Annotated in this window: 18 protein-coding genes; 11 read left to right on the top strand and 7 right to left on the bottom strand. The window is 59.2% G+C overall.

All coding sequences use genetic code 11. The features are described 5' to 3' along the window. Positions 1-52: 52 nt before the first annotated feature. Entirely contained in the window at positions 53-535 is a 483-nt protein-coding gene (locus AAA069_RS06245) for a DUF188 domain-containing protein (RefSeq protein WP_006235439.1), read from the bottom strand. Then, positions 536-1,138, bottom strand: a complete 603-nt coding sequence (locus tag AAA069_RS06250) for a DUF308 domain-containing protein (RefSeq protein WP_117797862.1) — start codon at positions 1,136-1,138, stop codon at positions 536-538. 235 nt (positions 1,139-1,373) lie between these two features. On the opposite strand from AAA069_RS06250, the gene AAA069_RS06255 reads away from it, so the two are divergent. From AAA069_RS06255 to AAA069_RS06265, 3 genes are all read left to right on the top strand, one after another. Beyond that, a complete protein-coding gene (locus AAA069_RS06255; protein ID WP_343000604.1) occupies positions 1,374-2,045 on the top strand; it encodes a nitroreductase family protein in 672 nt (223 codons plus the stop codon). Positions 2,046-2,128: 83 nt separating this feature from the next. Next, the gene (locus AAA069_RS06260; protein WP_349127846.1) at positions 2,129-2,671 is read left to right on the top strand and encodes a histidine phosphatase family protein; all 543 of its coding nucleotides are present in this window, start codon (positions 2,129-2,131) and stop codon (positions 2,669-2,671) included. A 17-nt stretch (positions 2,672-2,688) separates the two neighbouring features. Next, positions 2,689-3,324 (top strand): histidine phosphatase family protein, encoded by a 636-nt coding sequence (locus AAA069_RS06265; protein ID WP_349127847.1) that lies wholly within the window; start codon positions 2,689-2,691, stop codon positions 3,322-3,324. Between the two features lie 129 nt (positions 3,325-3,453). Here AAA069_RS06265 and AAA069_RS06270 read toward each other — a convergent pair whose 3' ends face one another. Both AAA069_RS06270 and AAA069_RS06275 read right to left on the bottom strand, forming a co-directional pair. Continuing rightward, positions 3,454-4,137 carry a DUF1015 family protein gene (locus AAA069_RS06270; protein ID WP_349127848.1) on the bottom strand — a complete coding sequence of 228 codons (684 nt, stop codon included), beginning with the start codon at positions 4,135-4,137 and terminating at the stop codon, positions 3,454-3,456. 39 nt (positions 4,138-4,176) lie between these two features. Continuing rightward, positions 4,177-5,409 (bottom strand): M20 family metallopeptidase, encoded by a 1,233-nt coding sequence (locus tag AAA069_RS06275; RefSeq protein ID WP_349127849.1) that lies wholly within the window; start codon positions 5,407-5,409, stop codon positions 4,177-4,179. Positions 5,410-5,551: 142 nt separating this feature from the next. On the opposite strand from AAA069_RS06275, the gene AAA069_RS06280 reads away from it, so the two are divergent. After that, positions 5,552-6,601 (top strand): hypothetical protein, encoded by a 1,050-nt coding sequence (locus AAA069_RS06280; RefSeq protein ID WP_349127850.1) that lies wholly within the window; start codon positions 5,552-5,554, stop codon positions 6,599-6,601. A 348-nt stretch (positions 6,602-6,949) separates the two neighbouring features. On the opposite strand, the gene AAA069_RS06285 is transcribed toward AAA069_RS06280, so the two are convergent. The 3 genes from AAA069_RS06285 to AAA069_RS06295 form a co-directional block, all read right to left on the bottom strand. After that, entirely contained in the window at positions 6,950-8,113 is a 1,164-nt protein-coding gene (locus AAA069_RS06285) for a phosphoglycerate dehydrogenase (protein WP_349127851.1), read from the bottom strand. A gap of 72 nt (positions 8,114-8,185) precedes the next feature. Continuing rightward, positions 8,186-9,310 carry a 3-phosphoserine/phosphohydroxythreonine transaminase gene (gene serC / locus AAA069_RS06290; RefSeq protein WP_349127852.1) on the bottom strand — a complete coding sequence of 375 codons (1,125 nt, stop codon included), beginning with the start codon at positions 9,308-9,310 and terminating at the stop codon, positions 8,186-8,188. Positions 9,311-9,443: 133 nt separating this feature from the next. Next, on the bottom strand, positions 9,444-9,617 hold the full coding sequence (locus tag AAA069_RS06295; protein WP_349127853.1) for a hypothetical protein: 174 nt from the start codon (positions 9,615-9,617) through the stop codon (positions 9,444-9,446). A gap of 342 nt (positions 9,618-9,959) precedes the next feature. On the opposite strand from AAA069_RS06295, the gene AAA069_RS06300 reads away from it, so the two are divergent. The 7 genes from AAA069_RS06300 to pglZ all read left to right on the top strand — a co-directional run bounded on the left by AAA069_RS06300 (position 9,960) and on the right by pglZ (position 21,984). Further along, positions 9,960-10,610, top strand: coding sequence for a DUF1819 family protein (locus AAA069_RS06300; protein WP_349127854.1), 651 nt, complete (start codon positions 9,960-9,962; stop codon positions 10,608-10,610). A gap of 1 nt (position 10,611) precedes the next feature. Further along, complete coding sequence (locus tag AAA069_RS06305) at positions 10,612-11,304, top strand: DUF1788 domain-containing protein (RefSeq protein WP_320678079.1); 693 nt, start codon at positions 10,612-10,614, stop codon at positions 11,302-11,304. A 77-nt stretch (positions 11,305-11,381) separates the two neighbouring features. Beyond that, entirely contained in the window at positions 11,382-15,044 is a 3,663-nt protein-coding gene (brxC, locus tag AAA069_RS06310) for a BREX system P-loop protein BrxC (protein ID WP_349127855.1), read from the top strand. A 66-nt stretch (positions 15,045-15,110) separates the two neighbouring features. Continuing rightward, positions 15,111-17,600: a BREX-1 system adenine-specific DNA-methyltransferase PglX gene (gene pglX, locus AAA069_RS06315; RefSeq protein ID WP_349127856.1), complete on the top strand. Its 2,490-nt coding sequence runs from the start codon at positions 15,111-15,113 to the stop codon at positions 17,598-17,600. Between the two features lie 9 nt (positions 17,601-17,609). Continuing rightward, positions 17,610-18,209 carry a hypothetical protein gene (locus AAA069_RS06320; RefSeq protein WP_349127857.1) on the top strand — a complete coding sequence of 200 codons (600 nt, stop codon included), beginning with the start codon at positions 17,610-17,612 and terminating at the stop codon, positions 18,207-18,209. Positions 18,210-18,283: 74 nt separating this feature from the next. Then, positions 18,284-19,252, top strand: a complete 969-nt coding sequence (locus AAA069_RS06325) for a hypothetical protein (RefSeq protein WP_349127858.1) — start codon at positions 18,284-18,286, stop codon at positions 19,250-19,252. A 23-nt stretch (positions 19,253-19,275) separates the two neighbouring features. Then, positions 19,276-21,984 (top strand): BREX-1 system phosphatase PglZ type A, encoded by a 2,709-nt coding sequence (gene pglZ / locus AAA069_RS06330; protein WP_349127859.1) that lies wholly within the window; start codon positions 19,276-19,278, stop codon positions 21,982-21,984. Positions 21,985-21,992 lie beyond the last annotated feature (8 nt).

A 21,992-nucleotide genomic window follows, 5' to 3' on the forward strand; every position in this document is an offset into this window, starting at 1 on the left:
CGCCCAAAGCAAAAAAGCAGATTTCCGGACATGTCCCAAAAATCTACCTTGGTTAGCGCAGCAGCTCGGTGAGGTTGCGCTTAAAGCGAGCGCGGTCTTCGCTGGTAAATGCCGCCGGTCCGCGAGTGCGTCCGCCGGCGCGGCGCACCTTCTTTTCCTCGTGGCGAATAAACAGTTGCATGTCGATGGTCGCCTTGTCGTAGACGCGCCCGCGCACACCGATTGCGGCGGCATCGCGGCCGAGCACCATGCTCGCCAAGCCAATGTCCTGCGTCACGACTACGTCGCCCGCCTGCAGGCGTTCGACAATGGCAAAGTCGGCGCTGTCGGCGCCCACGCTCACATCGAGCGTCGTGACCCAAAAGCCGCGTCGCGCGTGCTCGGCATCGCGCGGGTCGTCGCGGCGAATGTGCCGTTCCAAGTTTTGCGTGCTGTTGCCGGCGATAACAACGGCGACGCCCGCCCGCCGCGCGCAGTCAATCGACTCGCGCGTGACCGGGCAGGCGTCGGCATCAATAAAGAGCGTTCGCGGCATCTAGTGCACCAGTTTGCCAAATTGAATAGCGCGAACAATCAGCGTTACGCCAAACACCAGCAGCGCGGCGCCGCTAAAGATGACGAGCATCTTGGCCGACCACAGCGGATAAATAAACACGAACATGCCGGCGATGATGGAGAGTGCGCCGCTCAGGATGGCGAGGGCACGGTTGGACGAAAGCTCGGACTCCAGAATGGACATGACACCTTCGACAATCCAGCCAAAGCCGGCCACGATAACCACCATCGTGGTGAGCGTCGCGGTCGAGAAGGCCTGGTTGCGCAGGATTATGACGCCGCCCAGAATAATGAGTAGGTTGGAGATGATGCTCGTCACGCGCCAGCCGGTGGGCAGCAGCGGCTCAAAAATGGCAGTGAACAGCCTGATGGCAGCAGTGATTACAAAGTAAAAACCCAGGACGGTCGTCAAAAAGACGAGGGACTTGGCGGGTGCAAAAAGCAGCGCGATACCAGCAATGAGTGCTAAGACGCCCGTGATGGCGTAGATCCAGCGTACGGCCTTGACGGCTTTGCCCGCCATGCTTTTCTCGTCAAATCCAAACTGGCTCGATTTTTGGTCATCGTTCTTAAAGATGCCCATAATGTCTCCTTTCCGTGCGGCGTAAGCCTTGATCGTTACAACCAGTATCGCTTAAAGGCGCTGGCGTATGGGTCGGGGAGGGCGAAACGTAACCCAAAGGTCCCGAATTGTTTCCGTTGTTCCCCACGTCGCGATTTTCTATTCAACAGGTGTAGAACATTGCAGCCCTGTTCGTTATTGCCTACGTTTTAGGTTAGATTTTCCTAAGGACAATTGGCTTGTATTGGGGGTCCCTATGAACGAAGCAGTTCCCGAGGCACCGTCGAGTGTCGAATCGATGGCAAAGCAGGGTTGCGAAAAGCTCGGCTTGGACGCGTTTGATGCGTTGGTTCGCCGCGCCCGCACGTGCCGTCGCTTTGACGAGTCTATGCGAGTGCCGCGCGAGTTTTTGCTCGAGCTGGCGGAACTTGCGCACCTGGCTCCCTGTGGTGCCAATGCTCAGCGTCTGCGTTTTCATGTGGTAAGCGGTGCAGAGGACTGCGCGCGTGTATTTGACGAGCTCGCATGGGCCGGCGCACTTAAGGACTGGCCGGGTCCTGCCGAGGGTGAGCGCCCGACCGGCTACATCGCGATTCTTGCTGAGCGCGCCGTTCCGGGCAAGCCCGCCGCTCCCATTACCGATGTCGACACGGGCATTGCCGCGCAGACGATGATGCTCGCCGCCCGCAGCGCCACGCCCGAGGTGGCAGCCTGCATGTTCAAGGCCTTTACGCCCCACGCGATCGATGCCATGGGGCTCGATAACGACAAATATGAGCTCAAGCTGATCATGGCGTTTGGCGTTCCGGCCGAGACACAGGTGATCGATGCGATCGATTCCAACCCCGACGGCTCCATCAATTATTGGCGCGACGAGGCGCGGGTGCACCACGTACCCAAGCGTCCGCTTGCCGACGTGCTGCTGTAGTTGTGCGTCGTTGCGGCGCAATCCGGCGGCAAAATCACCACAAAGACTCCTGTCCCCTTTGTGGTGGTACGAGGGGAGGGCATGTGGCCGATCTGTATTTGGTGCGGCATGGGCAGACTGAGCTCAACGTGCGGAACATTTTGCAGGGTGGGCACGATTCGCCGCTTACGGCGCGCGGGCGCGAGCAGGCGCTGGCGACGCGCGCGGCGTTTGAGGCGCGTGGCGTGACCTTTGACCGTGTGTATTCCTCCCCGTTGGGCCGGGCGCGGCGTACGGCTGAGCTAATTGCTGGCGAGGGCTGCTCGATAGAGCTGGTCGATGACCTACGCGAGTGGCATTTGGGCTCGCTGGAGGGCACATCAAATCGCGATATGCCGCCGCAGCCCTGGGGTGATTATCCGGTGGCCTTTGGTGGCGAGTCTGAAGTGCAGCTCCAGTCGCGTATGGTCGCGGTGCTGTCGCGCATCATGGCCAGGCCGCAGCACGACTGCGTGCTGGCGGTTTCCCACGGCTCAGCCTGCCAGGAGTTTCTTGAGTATGTGACTGGCAGGGGAGAGCTACCCGACAACGGAGCCGTGCTTCATTTTGGCTATTGCGACGGGGCGTTTTCGCTCCTTGATTGGTAACGAACGAAAGGACCCCTATGAATAAAGATCTGTATCTGGTCCGTCATGGACAGACGATATTCAACCTCAAGCGTATCATTCAGGGGTGGAGTGACTCGCCGCTTACGCAGTTGGGTTGCGACCAGGCGGCGCGCGCCGGCATGTTTTTACGTGCGCGCGGCATTGAGCCCGATCATGCCTACACCTCCACGCTTCATCGCACCGAGCAGACTATCGCCAACTTGTGGCCGGGCTTGGCGTACGAGCGCCTGGACGGCCTGCGTGAGTGGTTCTTTGGCGACTTTGAGGCCGAGCGCGTGATGCTCATGCCCGAGCGCCCGTGGCGCGACTTCTATCGCCAGTTTGGCGGCGAGGGCCAGATGCAGGTGCGCGAGCGCATGGTGGCGACGTTGACCGATCTTATGCGTCGCCCGGACCACGAGTGCGTGCTCGCGGTGAGCCACGGCTCGGCCATCAAGGAGTTCATGGACCACGTGAAGGGTGCGGCGGCTGATGAGCGCGATCGCGTGCCGGGCAACTGCTCGGTGCTGCATTTCGTGTTTGACGACGAGGCCGGTACGTTTGAGCTGGTCGAAGTCTTTACGCAGGAAGATTATGCGCGCGAGCTGGGGCTTGAACCGCTCGTGGCTACTGCGGGTCCGCAGCGCGGATAACGCGAGCGCGGCGGCACGGGTCGCCGGCATAACTTCTCGACGCGAAAGGGGCGGAGATGCATGTACCTGCTGCATCTCCGCCCCCTGTTTGTTGAGCTGCCGATTATTGTGCTGGGCGGTCTGGTCTTGCTAGAACCGCGCGACCTGGTGCGTGAGCAGACCTGTCGGAACTTGCGGCGCGGCGCCGCTGACCTGCGCGGCGGGGAAGAGCACGGCAACGGTAAAGTTGAACGGCTCCTTGCCGGTGTACGTTCCGGCGGCACGGGCCTCATCGGCCAGCAGCTGCGACGCCCCGGTCAGAGCGGCGGCGTAGGCGGGGTCGTCGGTCAGTGCCGGCTCCGGTGCTTGGTCGAGCATAGCGCGGATGGCCCCGACGGCGTCCTCGCGCTTGACCTCCCACGCGCGGTGCGTAATGCCCGCGGGGTCGGTAACGGCGTAGAGCGACGCGCCCTCTTTGGCGGCGCCCAGGATGATATCCATGACGGGCGAGGCCTCGTAGGCGAGCGACACGGGGCGCGGCTGCACCTTGAGCTCGGCGATCGCGCGCGCAGCAGCGGCCACGTCAGCGCTGGCATCGCTCTTGTCGCCCGCAAGTACACTCGTCGGGCAAATCGCCACGACACCCGTCACGCGTCCCGGCTCGCCCGAGCATTCGTACACGTAATACGCCGCACCCGGGTCCTTGAGCATCAGGCCATCGGCAAGGGCTCCGCGCAGAGCATCGTTGCCGCTCAGGATACTGCCCATTGCAGGCAGCGCCTCGAGCACACGGTCCTGAGCCGGGCGGATGCAGGGAAACGGAAGTGCTTTCATGGGCGGTCCTAACGCACGAGTCGGTTTGTTCGCGGCTTATTATGCCCCAACTTGGCCGCTCGCGTCCCAGAGCACGTTATCGGCGAGCGCGATTAGCACCTGCTGACAACGAACGATATCGACGTGGGGCACATATTCGTTGGGCTTGTGCGCGAGCGCGAGCGACCCGGGACCGTAGCTCATGCAATTGCGGTTACCTGTCTTGCCGGCAATGACGGCGGTGTCGGTGTAGCCGGTAAAGAAGCCGACGGTCGTATTCGCGTCCGTCACGTCATCGGCGGCACGCTTGAGCGCTGCTAGAAGGGGAGAGTTCGGGTCGCGCTCGATGGCGGGGCGGTCGCCCGTCGCGGTGTAGCTGCCATGGCAACCGGGAACGGCGGCTTCGGCGACGGCGATGGCCTGCTCTACCATGCGCGTCGCGGCGGCCGTATCGGTCGGCGGGGTCAGGCGCATGTCGACCCAGACTTTGGCGCGGTCGGGTACGACGTAGGGGCGATATCCGCCCTCGATTTGGCCAAACGTGATGGTCGAAGGCCCCAGCTCATCGTGCGCGGGCAGCGCCGCAAACGCGCGACGAAGCGAACACACGACCTCGGCCATGGCGGCGACGGCATCCGCGCCCTTCCAAGGCTGGCTCGCATGCGCCGTCACGCCAGCCATTTCAATCTCGAACCACGTACGCCCCTTGTGTGCCACCTGGATCTGTCCGTCGGTGGGCTCGGTGTCCAGCACCCATTCGCGCGAACCGACCCAGCCGGCATCGATTGCGGCTTCTGAGCCGCGCATAAAATCTTCCTCGTCGACCGAGCAGATGAGCGAAAAGCCACGGCGGGGCAGCTCGCCTACTGCCGCCACGCGCTCGAGCGTATGGACCAGTGCGGCAATGGCGCAGGCCAGGCCACCCTTCATATCGCAGGCACCGCGGCCATAGAGTTTATCGTCACGCACGATTGCTCCGAGCGGCGGAATGCCTGCGTCCCAGCCGTCTCCCAAGGTGACGGTATCCATGTGGCAGATGTAGACGAGCCGTGGCTCGTCGCTCAAACCGGGCACGGTGACCATGAGGTTGCGGCGTCCGGGGAGCACTTCGAGCTCCTCAATCTGCACGGCATCGAGTACCGGATGGCTCAGCTGCGCCATCCGTTCCTCAACCAGCGCTTTGATATAGCGTTCAATCTCGCCCTCATACGCACCTGGGTCGGAACTGTCGATCCGCACGAGCCCTTGCGTAAGCCGCCAGGCAAAGTCCTCATCAACCATATGCAACCTCACAATCAGTCTGCTTTCCAAACCGATTGTAAGCCTCCCGAGAGATCCGCGACGTGCGCACAGCAGCATTTACCGTTCGCAGGCCGAGCCAGCGCGTTTGCCGTTCGTGCGGGTTCACAAACGGCGCAGTGGGTACGTAGCCTTTATGGACGACATGCTGTGCGACATATCTGCCTTTCGGTATCACCGGATACCTCCACAGGTCTTGGCGATAATGCCGGACCTGCCCGATTCTGCGGACGATCCGCGCAGGGAGCGTCTTTGCGAGCATCCACTCGTCGCGCATTTTCTGGGCACCCCGCTACACGTTTTGGCGCAGGGCAGCTGCGGACGTAAAGGTGATCGCATTGTCAGGCATGTTTGGAACGGGGAGAGGTCGTTTGGCTCCGTGCGACAGACAGAGTTTGGCCTCGATGTCGCGTCCCCGTTCTTTACCCTGTTGACCCTAGCTTCCTCGGTCTCAAACGAGCGCCTGATCATGTGCATGTATGAGATGTGCGGCACCTTTGCCGTGTGCAAGATTGCGCCTCAGGTAAAGTCGGCACTTGTGCAGGCATATGGGGACCAGTGGGGTGACGCGCGGTTGGGCTGGGAAAACGTAAAGGATGTCTCGGGGAATCCAACGGACTTGTGGAAACGACCACCCTTGATCGAGCTCTCTGAGCTTGCAGAGTACGTCGATAAGATCCGGGGGCTCCGCGGCGCTAAATCGTTCACACGTGCCGCGAAATGCATTACAGGGATGGCGGCATCGCCGCTCGAGGTCCAGGCATCGATGCTGTTTGGCCTTACGAGGTTACGCGGCGGCGAAGGGCTGCGCCTTACCAATAACGTTGAGATTCGTATGACGCGCGGCGCCCGCCTGATTTCGGGGCTTGATAGGCGCTATGCCGATATCCTGCTAGCAAATAAGGACGGCAGCCGAGAGTGCCTGGTTGAATGCCAGGGTAAAGCCATACACGGATCCATAGAATCCAAGATCTCCGACTCCGACCGAACGACGGCCTTGCAAGCGATGGGATATCCCGTCGTTTTGATGACCTATGGCCAGCTGGCCGACTCCGATGCCTTCCGCGTGGTGATGGAGCTCATCATGTCCTATCTCGATGCGCCGCTGAAAGACAAGACACCGCGGCAGCAGGAGCTCGAACGCCGGCTTCGTGAAGAGATTTTTATCGATTGGGCGGGAATGTAGTCGTGCAGGTGGAAAGCGGTCGCGCGAACTAGAGTTTTGGGCGCGAAAAAGGCTTCAGTTTCGCCTTGGAAGAGCATTAAAAATGCTATCCAGAACAAGTTGTTTCGGAAAATCGACAGTCAACTTGGATGTGGTATATAGAGATCGATTTTTACCTACTAAGTCCCTGATAAAGCTGTTTATCAAAGCGGGTGCGCTCAGTGATTTGGGTATGACTGTCGATTATCCGAAAAAACTTGTTCTGGATAGCATTTTCAAAACCAGCCGGAGCAACGAAATCGGCCCCCGTTTCGTGAAGACGGGGGCCGAATGGGCTTCATGGCCTTCCTGGCAGGTTTGGCGCCGTCGCTATTTGATCACGCGCACGCGATACATCGACGGAATCTGCTTGAGCGCCTCGATGGTGCTGCTGTCCAGGTGCTCGTCGGTGTCGAACATGGTGTAGGCGTTCTCGCCAGCGGACTCGTTGGTCATACGCTGCACGTTGGCGTTGTCCTTGGCGAGAATGGCCGTGATCTGGCCGATCATGTTGGGCACGTTGGCGTGCAGGCAGGCGATGCGGCTTGCGGCGCGCGCCTTGCCCATGCTGCAGGCGGGGTAGTTGACGCTGTGCGCGATGTTGCCGTTCTCCAGGTAATCCTTGAGCTCGCTGATGGCCATGTCGGCGCAGTTGGCCTCGGCCTCGCCAGTGCCGGCGCCCGAGTGCGTGGTGATAAACGTGTTGGGCATCTTGACCGTCTTGGGCGTGGCGAAGTCGCAGCTAAACCAGCTGAGCTTGCCCTCGCGCAGGGCGGCGTCAACGGCGTCCTCGTCAATGATGGTCTCGCGTGCGTAGTTGATCAGCACGGCGTCCGGGGCCAGCAGGTTGATCTGCTCGGTGCTGATCATGCCGATGGTGTCGGCCTTGCTGGGCACGTGCACGGTGAGGTAATCGCAGCCGCGGCAGAGATCTTCGAGCGTGCCCACGCGCTGCACCTCGCGGCTCAGCACCCACGCGTGCTCAACGGAAATGAATGGGTCGTAGCCGTAGACGTCCATGCCCAGATCGACGCAGGCGTTGGCGACCTTGGAGCCTACGTTGCCCAGACCGATGACGCCGATGCGCTTGCCCTTGAGCTCGCGGCCCACAAAGGCCTTCTTGGCCTTTTCGGCATCGACCTGGATCTCGGGATCGTCGGCGTTGTCACGCACCCAGTTCATCGATTGCACCACGCCGCGGCTCGAGAGCACCAGCATGCCTAGGATGAGCTCCTTGACAGCGTTGCTGTTGGCGCCGGGGGAGTTAAAGACGACGACGCCCTTCTTGGCGTACTCCTCGACGGGGATGTTGTTGACGCCGGCGCCGCAGCGGGCGATGGCGCGGATGCCCTCGGGCAGCTCGTAGCCGTGCAGGTCGGTCGAGCGCATCAGGATCGCGTCGGCCTCTTCGGCGGTGCTCACAAATTCGTAGCCCTCGCCAAACTCGACTTTGCCGTCCTTGGTGATGTCGTCGATGGTCTTAATCTTACGCATGGAAAAACTCCTTAGCAGGTTTTGATCTAAACAGGGTGGTTTGAGATGGCTGGTCGGCCCGCGTGCTGCGGGCTAGTTAGATCGCGGACTCAAACTATGCTGCGCTTCGAAGTCCTTCATGTACGTGGCCAGCGCCTGCACGTCCTCCATGGTGACGGCGTTGTACACGCTGGCGCGCATGCCGCCGACGAGGCGATGGCCCTTGACGTTTTGGATCTGGTGCCCGGCCGCGCCTGCGACAAAGGCCGCGTCGAGTTCGGCATCGCCGGTGCGGAAGGTGACATTGGCGATGGAGCGGCTGTCGGCCTGCGCGGTGCCATGGAACAGCTCGCTGTGCTCGAGCAGGCCGTAGAGCAGGTTGGCCTTGGCCCAGTTTCGCTCGGCCATGGCTGCAAGTCCGCCGGTTTGCTCGACCCAGTGGAACACCTTGCCGCACACGTAGATGCCAAAGGTGTTGGGCGTGTTGAGCATGGAGCCCTTGGCGGCCTGGGTCTTAAGGTCCATGTACTGCGGCGTCTGCGCAAAAGCGGGGCCATCTGCGATGAGGTCGTCGCGCTCGATGACCACGGTCACGCCCGCGGCGCCGGCGTTTTTCTGCGCGCCGGCGTAAATGAGCCCGTAGCGCTCAACGTCGAGCGGCTGCGACAGAAAACAGCTCGAGACATCGGCGACCAGCGGTACGTCGCCGCAGTTGGGCAGCTCGTGGTACATGGTGCCAAAGATGGTGTTGTTCTGGCAGATGTAGACGTAGTCGAGCCCGTCGCCCGCGGCCTCGTCGGCAATGCGCGCGTTGATGTCGGCCATGTTGGGAATGCGGTCGAAGTTGGTGTCCTCGGAGCTCGCGAGCTGCACGGCCTCGCCGTACTTGGCGGCTTCTTTGTATGCCTTGTTGGCAAAGTTGCCGGTCACGATGTAGCCGGCGCGGCCGCGGCGCATGAGGTTCATGGGGATGCCCGCAAACTGCAGCGTGGCACCGCCCTGCAAAAACAGGACGCGGTAGTTGTCCGGGATGCTCAGTAGACGGCGCAGGGTTGCTTCGGCGTCGTCGATAATCTGCTGGTACATGCTAGATCGATGGCTCATCTCGAGCACGGACATGCCGCAACCGCGGTAGTCCATCATCTCGTCGGCGATCTCGGCGAGCACGCTGGTAGGCAGTGCGGCCGGGCCAGCTGAGAAGTTGTGCACACGTGCCATCTTCTAGTCTCCCTCGTAGTCGTTTGAACGTTCGGGATACTTTAGCACAGTGGAGCGCCAGGCGCGACCGCATCACGGTAAAACTCGAGTGCGCTGCTATGATTTACAGGATGGTTACATGGGGGGGGTGACCTTACCTGATGGCTCGCATCCGATCTGCCTCGGCCTTCGCTTCTTTCCGGGGGCGCACACGACCGTTGGTGAGGTCGTCATAACCATGAGCGATGGTACGTTGAATGTGATCTTCGCGTTCCTGAATGGTAGTTAGCGCGCGCGTCTGATCAGAAATAGGCTTTACGACAGGCATATGAAACTCCTTACATAGAATCATATGTAGAACTCTATGTTGAGTGTAGCGGAGGGTGGCATTGTGCGTATGCGTGCCTGCATTCGTAAGCGCGGTTGTCTGGCACGTGTGATTTGGGGCGACCTCGTTAAAGTTTCTATGCTGCGAAAATGACCGTTAACCGGATTAAATTTTGTTGCTCAACATTTGACACTCTGGGCGTGGTAACTTTTTTACCAACAGGTATGATTATTGTCATGTGCGCCGCGCCTGCCTGCCGGGTTGCGGCGCACTTGTGACAGCCTTTGACACCCTTGGAGCGTGTACTGTGGATGTAACCACAAAAAGCGTTCGGGGGGGGGGGTGCTCACCCGCGAGCAATTCCTCCCGCATGAGATGCGCATCGTCGCTGCCCTTCGTATGCAGGGCGCAAGCGACGAGCAGGTCATTGTACGCGTAAAGAGCGAGAACCTCTTTCAATATCCCACGGAGCGCATGGTCGCCAACCGCGCAACCGTGTGCCTTCGCCGCCTTGACGCCATGGTGCCCACGGACGCCGCATGCGCCGCGCGCGGCATCGACCCCAAAACCGCCGTCGAGGCTGCGTCATCCCTAACCAGGCTCATGGCATCCGGCACTCCCACGCAGGCGGACCAGGTCATCTTCTACAGCATGATCTGCCGCTACGATATCGTGCGCGAGCTCGTGCTCGTCGAGGTAGGGGAGCGCCTACAAAACTTCGATTATGCCTTTACGGCGGTTGACCTCAACGCCTTTATGACACGCTTTACCACGGAGTATCCGGATGCGGCCCGCTGGACTGAGGCCACGGTCAAGCGCATTAAGGGCTCGCTCCGCCAGACGCTCCGCCATGCCGGCCTTATCGGCGAGGGCCAGGGCCCGGAGTCCGAGCGCCTGTCACCACTCTTCCTCGATTCCGATGTCGAGCGAGCCTTGGTTCAGCTGGGCGAGCAGTCGCTTATCGCGGCCCTTACCGGCAGGGCGGTGATGTAGCGTGGCTCCCGTCAAAAGCGCCGTCGACCCTGTTATCACCCCGGCGACTGATCTCACCACCAATATCGGTATCCATTCCCGCAAGAGCGTCGTGGCGGCGCATGCCCGCTCCGAGCGCGCCTGTCAGGAATTTGAGCGCCGTGCGCAGCTTCTGCGCGAGTGTCTGTGCAGCGAGGACTTTTTGGCCAACAAGGGCATAGGCAATGAGATCGGCTTCCACACTTTTTGCTATGATCCCGCGCTGGAGTTTGAGGCGCGTGCATTATTTGACACCCTTTCACGCGATGCCGAGGCCGACAAGCTTCCGTGCACGCTCAAGGTCGTGAACCTTTACGACGCCGTGCTGGCAATTCTCGAAAAGCGCCGTGTCCTCAAGGCTATCCCGCACCAAGAGGAGCGCCGCGGTACCCAGCGCGTGCTCGAGGACGTGGCCAAGTTCGCCTCGCCCGAGAAAGTCGCCGTGTACATCCTTGAGCAGACCGAGCCGCACGCGCCTGGAGACGTCGTTCTCCTCACCGGCGCGGGCGAGGTTTTCCCGTTCTTTCGCATACACACGCTTCTCCACTGCATGCTTGCGGATTTTGATGAGGTGCCTGTGGTCGCCGCCTATCCGGGCAGTTTCAACGGCTCTTCTTTCCAGCTCTTTAACCGTCTGCCGGCCGACAACTACTACCGCGCCATCGATATCTCGTAAGCACGGCTCCCCGCAGACAAGGCACTGCCGCCGGCAACAACCCTTTGCCATACGTTCCCAAACCCAAAGGAGCACCCATGGACAACACGATCATTCGCGACCTCTTTGCAAAAGACATCAACCGCTCCATCAACGGCGTGGTCAAGGTCCAGGATTCAAAAGATGGGTCCATCCGCCAGGAGCTTGACGAGTACGTGGTGACGCGCGAGCTGCAAGGGCACCTTGCCACGTTCTTCAAGGCATACGGCGATGCCATCGATGTGCCCACCGACAAGATCGGCGTGTGGATCAGTGGCTTCTTCGGTTCCGGTAAATCGCACTTCCTCAAGATGCTGAGCTACCTGCTCGAGAATCGCCAGATCGGTGGCATGAGCGCCATTCGCTACTTTGACGGCAAAATCGTCGACCCCATGGTCGCGGCTGCCATGGAGCGCGCGTGCTCGGTGCCCACGCAGGCCATCCTCTTTAACATCGATAGCAAGGCGGGGCAGTGGAAGCAGGGTGATACGGCTCCCACGGCGCTGCTTCGCGGCTTTGAGCGCATGTTCTACGAGGCGCGCGGCTTCTACGGCGAGGACCTCAAGCTTGCAAAGCTCGAGGACTACATCGATTCCCTGGGCAAGACCCGGGAGTTCCGCGAGGCCTTTGAGCGCGTCAACGGCGAGTCTTGGCTCCAGACCCGCGATACCTACAGCTACTTTGAGGACGACGTCGTCGAGGTGCTGCAGAGCGTGCTCGGCATGAGCGAAAAGGCCGCATGGAACTGGCTCGAGGGTTCTGAGGACGAGGTTTTGGCCCCTGATGTCTTTGCCAAAAAGGTCAAGGACTACGTAGACGCTCAGGCAGCGGCCCACGGCGGCAACTTCCGTTTGCTCTTTATGGTCGACGAGGTGGGTCAGTTTATTACAAACGACAAGGACCCAAGCCTTATGCTGAGCCTTCAGACCATCGTCGAGGAGCTGGGTGCCGCCTGCGGTGGCCGCGTGTGGGTGATGGTTACGAGCCAGGAGGCCATCGATAACCTGAGCCTGCCCGTGGGCAACGACTTTTCAAAGATCCAGGGCCGCTTCAATACCCGCCTTTCGCTCTCCAGCTCCAGCGTGGACGAGGTCATCCAGCGCCGTGTGCTCGAGAAGACCGCGCCGGCGGCCGATATGCTTGCACAGGTCTACGAGCAAGACGCCGCCGTGCTTAAAAACAACTTTACCTTTGAGGGTGGCTCGCGCTCCGACCTTGCCGGCTACGCCAACTCCAAGGATTTTGTGGCCAGCTACCCGTTTGTGGGCTACCAGTTTAAGCTCCTGCCCGACGTGATGACCGAGGTGCGCAAGCACGGTGTCAAGGCCAAGCACATGTCAACGGGCGAGCGCTCCATGCTGAGCGCGTTCCAGGAGAGCGCTCAGGCCATCCAGTATGACCAGACCGGTGCACTCGTGCCGTTCTGGTGCTTCTTCGACACTATCTCCAAAGACCTTGAGCATGGCATCAATCAGGTCGTCGACCGCGCGGAGCGCGCAGCTGAAAACGCAGAAGGTCTTGAGAGCTACGATGTTCGGGTGCTTAAGCTCCTGTACTTGATCCGCTACATCGGCTACGTTAAGGCCTCGGTCGAGAACATCTCCATCTTCATGATTGATAGCCTTGACGTGGACAAGCGCGCTCTTAAGGACCGCGTCAAGGAATCCCTCGCCCGCTTGGAGCACGAGAACTACGTCGCGCGCCAGGGCGATACCTACAGCTTCCTTACCGATGAGGAGCAGGAAATTGCACAGGAGATCGCGCAGACCCCGATCGACAACGCAAAGGTGATCGAGTCTATCAAGAAGCGCTTGTTCGAGAGCATCTACACTGCGCGCAAGCTCAACCGCGAGGCCAACGACTTCCCCTTTGACCGCTACGTGGATGGCTCGATTCATGGATCCAGCATGGGCGGTATGGAACTTTCCGTGGTGACCATGGACGGCGACTTGGGCTGCGCCGACGATGCCGAGTTAGCATTGAAATCTGTGGATAAAGCCATCGTGGCCTTGAGCGACGAGGTGGATTATTGGACCCCACTCGTCAACGCCGCCAAGATTTGCATGTACGCCCAGACCCGCAACCTGCAGGAGCTACCGCCGAGTACCCGCCAGATTGTCGAGGCCAAAATGCGTGAGAAGGACTCTAACGAGAAAGAGGCTGACATCCTTTTGACCGAGGCAGTGCTCCATGCACGATGCGCCGTCAACGGGCGCATGGTTGAGGTCCATGCCACCAAGCCTGCGCAGGTCTTCGACCAGGTGCTCGCGCAGTTGTGCGACATAATCTTTGGTAAGGCTGGCTATATCGGCGCGCCGGTCGAGGGCGATTCCGATATCCGCTCCACGCTGGCGGGCAATATTCAAACTGGGCTCGATGGCATGGACGCTGGGAATGCGCGTGCCCTCAAGGATGTCGAGGATTACCTCAGAGTTCAGCATCAGCGTCATTTAGATACCGCTATGGGCGATATTCAGCGCAAGTACCAGCAAAAGCCCTATGGCTGGCGCGAGGTCAATATCGCAAATGTGGTGGCGCAGCTTGTGGTTGAGCAACGCGCGCAAGTGCTGTTTGGCGGCCAGACGATCCAAGCCAACGACAATCGAATGGTGGCGTTCTTGCGCAAGGATGCCGATAAGGTGCAGGTGCGTCTACGCGTGCGCATGAGCGACCGTTTGCTGCGCGATACGGGCGATCTTATGCGTGACCTGTTTGACCTTGATACCGTGCCCTCCGATGAGGATAAGCTCGTGGCCGAGCTTAAAGAGCGCCTTGGGAGTCTCCGTCAAGACTGCCTCGATATGATGCACGATTTCTATACGGGTATCAAACCGCTCTATCCGTATCCTGGCGAGAGCGAGTGCGAGAAGATGCGCTCGGAGGTCGCCGACGTCCTTAAGGACCAGAACGAGTCCGAGGCGTTCTTGACCACGTTCACCAAGCATGAGAACCGTTTGCTCGATGCCAAGGAAGACTTCGACAAGGTGGTTGAGTTCTTCGAGTCCAACCAACGAACAGCGTTTGACCACGCCAAGGATTTCTTGAGCCGCACCGAGGGTATTGAGTATGCCTCTGATGACATTCCCAGCGCGGTGGAGAACGTGGCAAAGGTGCGCGAGATCCTCAAAGATCCCAAGCCCTACGGCCGCATTAAAGACCTGCAACCGCTTATGGATCCCGTCGAGGACGACATGAAGAAGCTGCTGGGCATTCGCCGCAATGAGTTTTTGCATCGCATCGAGAGCGATCTGCAAGACTTGCAGGCGCAGGCTGAGAGCCAAAAGGGCTTTGTCAAACAGGCCAAGGATGCCATAGCGGACGCCGGTGCCAAATACGAGTCATTCAAAAACCGTGCCCACAGTGCTCAAAGCCTTAATGAGCTGAGCGTTGCCGCGACTAACTGGGGCAATTGGCTCAGCGCGGCAACCAACGGGATGTACGACGCCGTGGATGAGGCCCGCATGCGTATGGACAACGAGCGCCGCACCACCGAGGTCACGAGTACGGGTGAGGTGGTCAAGAAGATCTCCAACAAGGGTGCTGCGTCGTCAGCGCCTGTGCCTGCGCCCGTGCCCCAGCGCAAGATCAAGGCCTTGCGCCGCGCCGATCTGGTCAAGCCGAGTCGTCTCTTGTCCGCAGAGGACGTGGAGCGCTATGTGGACGACTTGCGCTCCCGCCTTATGCAAGCACTCGCTGCAAACGACGAGATTCGTATCAACTAACCCGCAGAGCCACTGGCGCCAAAGCGCGCACCGGTGGCTTATGGCGTTTAGAAAGGCTCATCAACCATGAACGATTCTGCTCTTAAGAGCTTCTGCACTTGGGCCCGCACGGAGCTCATCAAAGGCGTGGAGGCGCAGATGGTGCGCTACGGCATCACCGAACCTGCACCTGCGCCCGCTGGGTCCGAGACCGTCAACAGCCTGCCTCTAAGTCCGGCTGAGGTTGAGCAACGCGATGAACTGCTGCGCATGCAGGCAGAGGTGGGTCACGAGGCGCTCCGCGATCGTGCGGCATACACCTGGTTCAACCGCATCGTGGCCATTCGCTTTATGGATGCACGCGGATGGCTTCCCAGCCGTATGCGCATGCTGAGTCGTGCGGACGGCAGCCATGGCAGCGAGGCCGTGGAGAACGCACTGGACGTGGAAATAACGACGGCCGATACCGATCGCATAGCCGAGCTCAAGATGGCGGGCTTGGATGAACCGTTGTGGCGCTACCTGTTTGTTGCTCAGTGCGAGGAGCTTGCCGATTGCCTGCCGGGCGTCTTTGAACGCGTGGGCGGAGCCATGGAGCTGCTGTTGCCCCAGGGCCTCATGATGGCTGACAGTGTAGTGGGCAAACTCAACGCCGTCCTCGCTGACGAGGACTGGCGCGAGGGCGTGACCGTTCTGGGTTGGATGTATCAGTACTACAACGCTGACGTTAAAGACGAGTTCTTCAAGTCCAAGCGCAAGGCGGCGGCGGAGGACATCGCGCCCGCCACGCAGCTCTTCACCCCCGAGTGGATCGTGCGCTATATGGTCGAGAACTCGCTCGGCCGTCTGTGGATGCTCAACAATCCGGGGAGTTCGCTACGCGAGCGCATGGAGTATTACATCGAGCCCGATGCTGAGCACGAGGACTTCATCCGCATCTCGAGTCCCGAGGAGATTTCGCTCTGCGACCCAGCGTGCGGCTCGGGCCATATCCTGGTTTATGCGTTTGAGCTGCTCTTTGCCATGTACGAGGAGCGCGGCTACCGTGAGCGCGAGATCCCGGAGCTCATCCTGACCAAAAACCTCGCTGGCATGGAGATCGATCCCCGTGCGGCTCAGATCGCCGAGCTGGCGCTTGCCATGTGTGCTCGCGAGCACGACCGCCGCTTCTTTAGGCGTGGCGTTCGCGCCGATGTTATCGTGCTCACGAGCATTCCGCTGGGAGAGGATGAGCTGCCGGATAACAAGAAGCTCGCCGAGGAACTGAGCCATTTGGGCGAGATCGGCTCGCTTCTCAATCCTTCAGAGGACGAGATTGACGAGCTTAAGGCTGCTGCCGCGAGCTGTTCCGATGACCTTTTTGCCGCTACGACCAAAACTAAGCTCGAAAGCGCTGCCGCCATCTGCGAGAAGCTGTCCCGTCGTTTCACCTGCACCGTTGCGAATCCTCCGTATATGGGCAGCAGCAGCTTTAACCCCTTTATGAGCAAGTGGGTCAAGAAGAACTACCCCGACGTGAAGAGTGACCTGTGTACGTGCTTCATCGAGCGCGGGTTCAACCTTACAAAGGACCGCGGTTACGCGGCCATGGTCACTATGCAGAGCTGGATGTTCCTGGGTAGCTTCGAGAAGATGCGCTCCTCGCTCACCGGCGGCAAGACTATCGTCTCGATGGCGCATCTCGGCCCTCGCGCATTCGACGCCATCGGCGGCGAGGTCGTCAACGTGACAGCCGACGTCATCTACAATGGCCGCGCGGCATGCGAGGGCGCCTACGTGCGCCTCGTCGACATCAACGGTAGCGAGGCGAAGCGTCTCAAGCTGCTCGAGGCGATCCGAGATCCCGACTGCGGCTGGTTCTACCGCCGCGACGCCGACATCTTCAAGCAGATCCCCGGTGCCCCAATAGCCTACTGGGCTGGGGGCGGAATACTATCTGCATTTAAATCAAATCCAGCTGTTGGTACGCGCGCGTCGCTTCAAGCTGGAATCACAACGGGAAACAATGACTTATTCATTAGAGCTTGGTGGGAGGTCCAACTATCAAAGTTTGATAGGGAGTGCTCATCGATTAACGAGGTCCAAACCACAACGTGTTGGTATCCATGTAACAAAGGTGGTAGCTATCGCAAGTGGTATGGCAACCGAGATAACGTTATGAATTTCTCAGTCACTGGCCAACTGGAGATGAAAAAACAGTCAGGATTCCGCCCCGTCAGCCTTGATGATCAATTTAGGCCGTCGATCTCTTGGTCAGACGTTACGTCCGATCGCAATTCGTTTAGAGTCAACGGCGGACACAGTCTGTTTGAGCATGCTGGAAGTTGCGCATTTATTGCAGATGACAACCTGCTTCCGCTAATTGCCTACCTGAATTCATCCGCAGCATCTGTGATGCTCAGAATGATTAACCCAACTCTTAATTGTAATGCGGGCGTTGTGTCAAGGCTGCCGCTTCTTGGCCTTGGTGAAGAGGGCCGTATCTCTAGCATGGCTGAACTGGCTATCGAACTGTCAAAAACCGACTGGGACTCGTTTGAAACCTCCTGGGATTTTAAACGTCACCCCTTATTGTGAGTGATCAGCATGAGGTACATTCGCCGACTATTTATTTCTTTGGCTGTTTCAATTCCATGCTTAGTGGTTTTCACGCTACTGTTTAAAGCTCTTCTTGGATTTCTATCCGGCATTTGCTCGCTTCCGTTGCTCAACTCTTTATCGTCGGGGGATTTGTTAAATGGAGTCGGGACGTTTTCGGCAGTCATTATTGCAGTGGTCTCGTATCAGCACGACATAGAAACGAAGCAAGAAGAAGAGAGGTCTCGGAGCGAAAAGGCTAAGCCTCAAGTTGAGGTGGACAGTTTCGAGGAAGATTACGGATTCATTGTTTCGATTACCAATGTAGGTCCCCGGCCAATTCCGTCAATTATTGTGGAGGAAAAGCCAGTCGTATCTAATCTTGAGCCTGGAGATACCTGTCGTTTTGATTACATCGGTTTTGAGTCGTGTGAGTCGTATGAAGGCGAGGTTGAGGGCTCCAATTACGTTGTTTCAACGAGGACCTTTCGCGATGGGGTAAGCCTTTGGCTCTTTATGTATGACATTTTGGGTAAGGCTTGGATGAGTGAATATACGCTCGAGGAAGATGGTGCCCGGTTGTTGGACGGACCCTCCTGGGTGCTGTGAGAAAAGCTTGACTACCACATAAAATGCCCCTTTGAATCATTGTTTTTAATCCCCTACTACCTGGAAGGCGTTCCATGTCAACACTGCTCGCCGATAAATACGAGGCTCGCAAGGCCGAGGTCAACGCTCACTTTGAGCAGCTTCGCGCCAACGAGGAGGAACTCAACCGGATTTTTGCCAAGATCTACAACATGGAGGGAGAGGTGCCCATCGAGGTCGAGGACAAGTACGTCTCGGTGGCGCGCATCTTCGATACGGCAGAAGAGATTCCGGAGAGCTACAAGGGCAACAAGTACGTGCGCACCAAGCGCGACGAGATCGCCTCGCTCATAAGCTATGCCGTGGGCTGCATGTTTGGCCGCTATTCGCTGGATGTGGACGGGCTGGTTCTGGCCGACCAAGGCGCCACAGTCGATGACTATCTGGCCAAGATGCCCGATCCCGCGCATGTGACCTTTATGCCCGATAGCGACAACGTGCTGCCCATTACCGATGACGAGTACTTTGACGACGACATCGTGCGCTACTTTATCGACTTTGTGCGCACTGTGTATGGTGAGGAGACGCTTGAGCAGAACCTGGCCTTTATTGCCGAGGCACTCGGCGGCAAGGGCGCCTCGCGCGAGGTCATCCGCGCCTACTTTTTGAAGGACTTCTTTAGGGACCACTGCCAGACCTATAAGAAGCGCCCCATCTACTGGCTGTTCGACAGCGGCAAGAAAAATGGCTTTAAGTGCCTTGTCTACATGCATCGCTATCAGCCCGACCTGTTGGCTCGCATCCGCACCGACTATGTGCACGGGCAGCAGGAGCGCTACCGTGCCCAGATCGGCTATGCCAACGATTCCCTTGCCACCGCCGAGCGCGGCGAGCGCGTGCGCTTGGACAAGCGCGTCAAAAAGCTCAACGACCAGCTCAAAGAGACCATTGGCTACGAGGAGAAGCTGCACCACTTGGCAGACCAGATGATTAAGATCGACCTGGATGACGGCGTCAAGGTCAACTACGCCAAGTTTCAGGATGTGCTGGCAAAGATTAAGTAACTGCAGATACGGTAAGGATATTCATGCCCAAGATCGATGTAGAAGAACAGCTCAAGCTGCGATTTTTGCAGCCGTTGCTCGCATGCATGCCCCGCCGTGTGGTGGTTTGGCACGATGCGGACGGCGAGTTTGCTCCTGAGTTTGAGCGATTGGCTGCCGAGGGTTTCGACGGCGTGGGGGCCGATGCCGGCGTAATGCCTGCTCACGGTGACTTTGAGCGCCCGGTGCGCTTTGTTGAGGCCTGCGAGGGCCGTATGTTTGCCGTCAAGAAGCTCATCAACCGCGATGACCTTGCGAGCGATATCTTGCTGTATCGCCGTTGCCCGCGCGGCAGGCTTGAGGGTGATTGGCTTGCCGATGTTGAGCTGTATGCCGATCAGTTCCAGGCTGACTATCTTTCGCTTTTGGCCGATCAGCTGGGCATCGAGAATATCGACGCCGTGCGCGAGAGCCTTCGCGAGCACAAGACGTTCTTTGATGCCAAGACCCGCTGCGCTAAGTTTGCCGCGTGTGTTCCGCATGCCTCGGGCGCATCCGATATCGAACTCGGCATCCTTACGGTGATTTTTGGCGGTAAAGAGCTTGGTGACGCGCGCCCCGCGTTTGTGCTGCGTGGCTGTATGACCATGCTGCTGCACGAGGGTCCCGAGGCGCTGGCCGAGTTGATGGACAAGTACTGCGTGCGCGATGTGCTCTCTGCCTTTATGCATCGCTGCTATGGGTTTGAGGGACCGCTGTATGAGCGCGACTCACTGCTTATGCTTGCATCCCATGTGCTTCTTACGGCGGCATCCACCGCACTTCCCGAGGGAGCGCTCAAGGGGCTCGAAAACTATATGGCTCCCGCCTACGGCCCCTATTGCCTTGAGGCGGTGCGTACGTGGGACCAGGCCGCCGATGCCCGGGCATCGAGCGAGGACCTATTTGAGATTTGTCGTTTAGTTGAGGATGCCCGCGGGCTCTTTGCACGGTTCGAGACCCTGCCGATCGATGCGCTGGCTTCGCTTGATGTGTTCCCGTGCGTCAACGAGGTTGTGCTCTCGCAGCTGTTCTGCTCGTTTGCGCAAGGTGCAGACCGTGTTGAGGATACGCGTGCCTTTGCTGCGCGCCGTTGCGACCTAAGCTGGTACCGTCGTGTCGAGAGCTACTTTGACCTGCTTGTCGCTGTGGCCGATATGTGCGCGTTTAGGCAGACGCACGCGGGTGGGTTCCATCTGGCGCAGCCCCAGCAGGTGTGGGATGCCTATACGTCCGAATGGTATGCCATGGACGCTGCCTATCGCCGTATGTGCACCGCGTATCTGCGGGCACGCTCCGTCGAGTGCGATGCGCTCGAGGAACCTGCCCGCGCCGTGGCGGACTGGGCGGAGAATCTCTACAGCAACTGGTTCTTGGCGGATGTCAATGCCTGCTGGGCGGCTGCTGCGCAAGGGGAGTGGGCCGATTGCGGCTACATCGATGGTCCCGCACGGCAGGATGAGTTTTACTGGCATGTGCTACCCGCCTTTGTGGGTTCTGCCAAAACAACGGTCGTTATCGTGAGCGATGCGCTGCGCTATGAGGTTGCCCGCGACGTTGCGGCGCTGCTCGAGCGCGAACGCGGCGGCAACGTCAAGGTCTCTAGCATGCAGGCGGTCTTTCCCTCCATTACTGAGGTGGGCATGCCCGCGCTGCTGCCACACCAAGCGCTTGAGCTTGCAGCGGATGGCTCGTTTGTGTTGGCTGACGGCATGCCCACTGCCACGACTCCGCAGCGCGAGGCCGTGCTTGCCCACGTTGAGCCCACGGCCCGCGCTTTACGCTCGAGCACATACCTCAACATGACGGGAACCGAACGCAAGACGCTGCTCAAGGACTCAAAACTCGTCTACCTCTATCACAACAAGATCGATGCCACGGGCGAGAAGGCCGCTACGCAGGATGACGTCTTCGATGCCTGTGCGGACACCGTAGAGGAGCTTGCCACGTTGGCGCGCCGCGTGTGCACCGACGCCCCGGGCGCGCGTGTTGTTATAACGGCGGATCACGGCTTTATCTACACGCGCCGGGAGCTCAGCGAGTGTCAGATGCTCGGCAAGCCAGATCTTCCCTTCCTTGACGCTCCCGTCATGCACGGCAAGCGTCATCTGGTGGTGCCCAACGAGGCCGTGGCCAAGCTTTCGGACGAGGCACGCGAGGTGTTTGTTAATGTTGACATGGGACGTTTGGGTGCCGGCTTTGAGGGGTTTGCCCCGCGCGAGAACGTGCACTTCAAGCGTCCCGGTGGTACTAACAACTACGTCCACGGCGGCATGAGCCTGCAGGAGCTTTGCGTGCCCGTTATTGGATTTTGGCGTGCGCGCTCGGGTTCCAAGGACTTTGTCGACACGCGCGCGGCGACGTTGCGCGTGCTAAGTGAGGGGCGCCGGGTGACCAACTCGCTCTTCTCGCTCAACTTGATCCAGGAAGAACCAGCCCAAGGCAAGGTCTTGCCGTGCGAATACGAGCTGGTGTTTACCGATGCAAGCGGCAACGAGGTGAGCGATACGGTCAAGGCGCATGCTAACAAGACTTCTGTTAATTCGCAGGAGCGTGTAGTGCATGCCAAGTTTGCCTTGCATGCAGCGGATGGATTCTCGGCCAAGGGTCCGTACTATCTGGTCTGCCGCGAGCGCGAGACGGGCAAGATCGTTTGGTGCGAGACGTATACCATCGCTGTTTCGTTTGCCCCTGTTGCTGACTTTGGTTTTTAGGAGTGTGC

The sequence above is a fragment of the Collinsella sp. CLA-SR-H006 genome, from assembly GCF_040097075.1.
Lineage (GTDB): Bacteria > Actinomycetota > Coriobacteriia > Coriobacteriales > Coriobacteriaceae > Collinsella.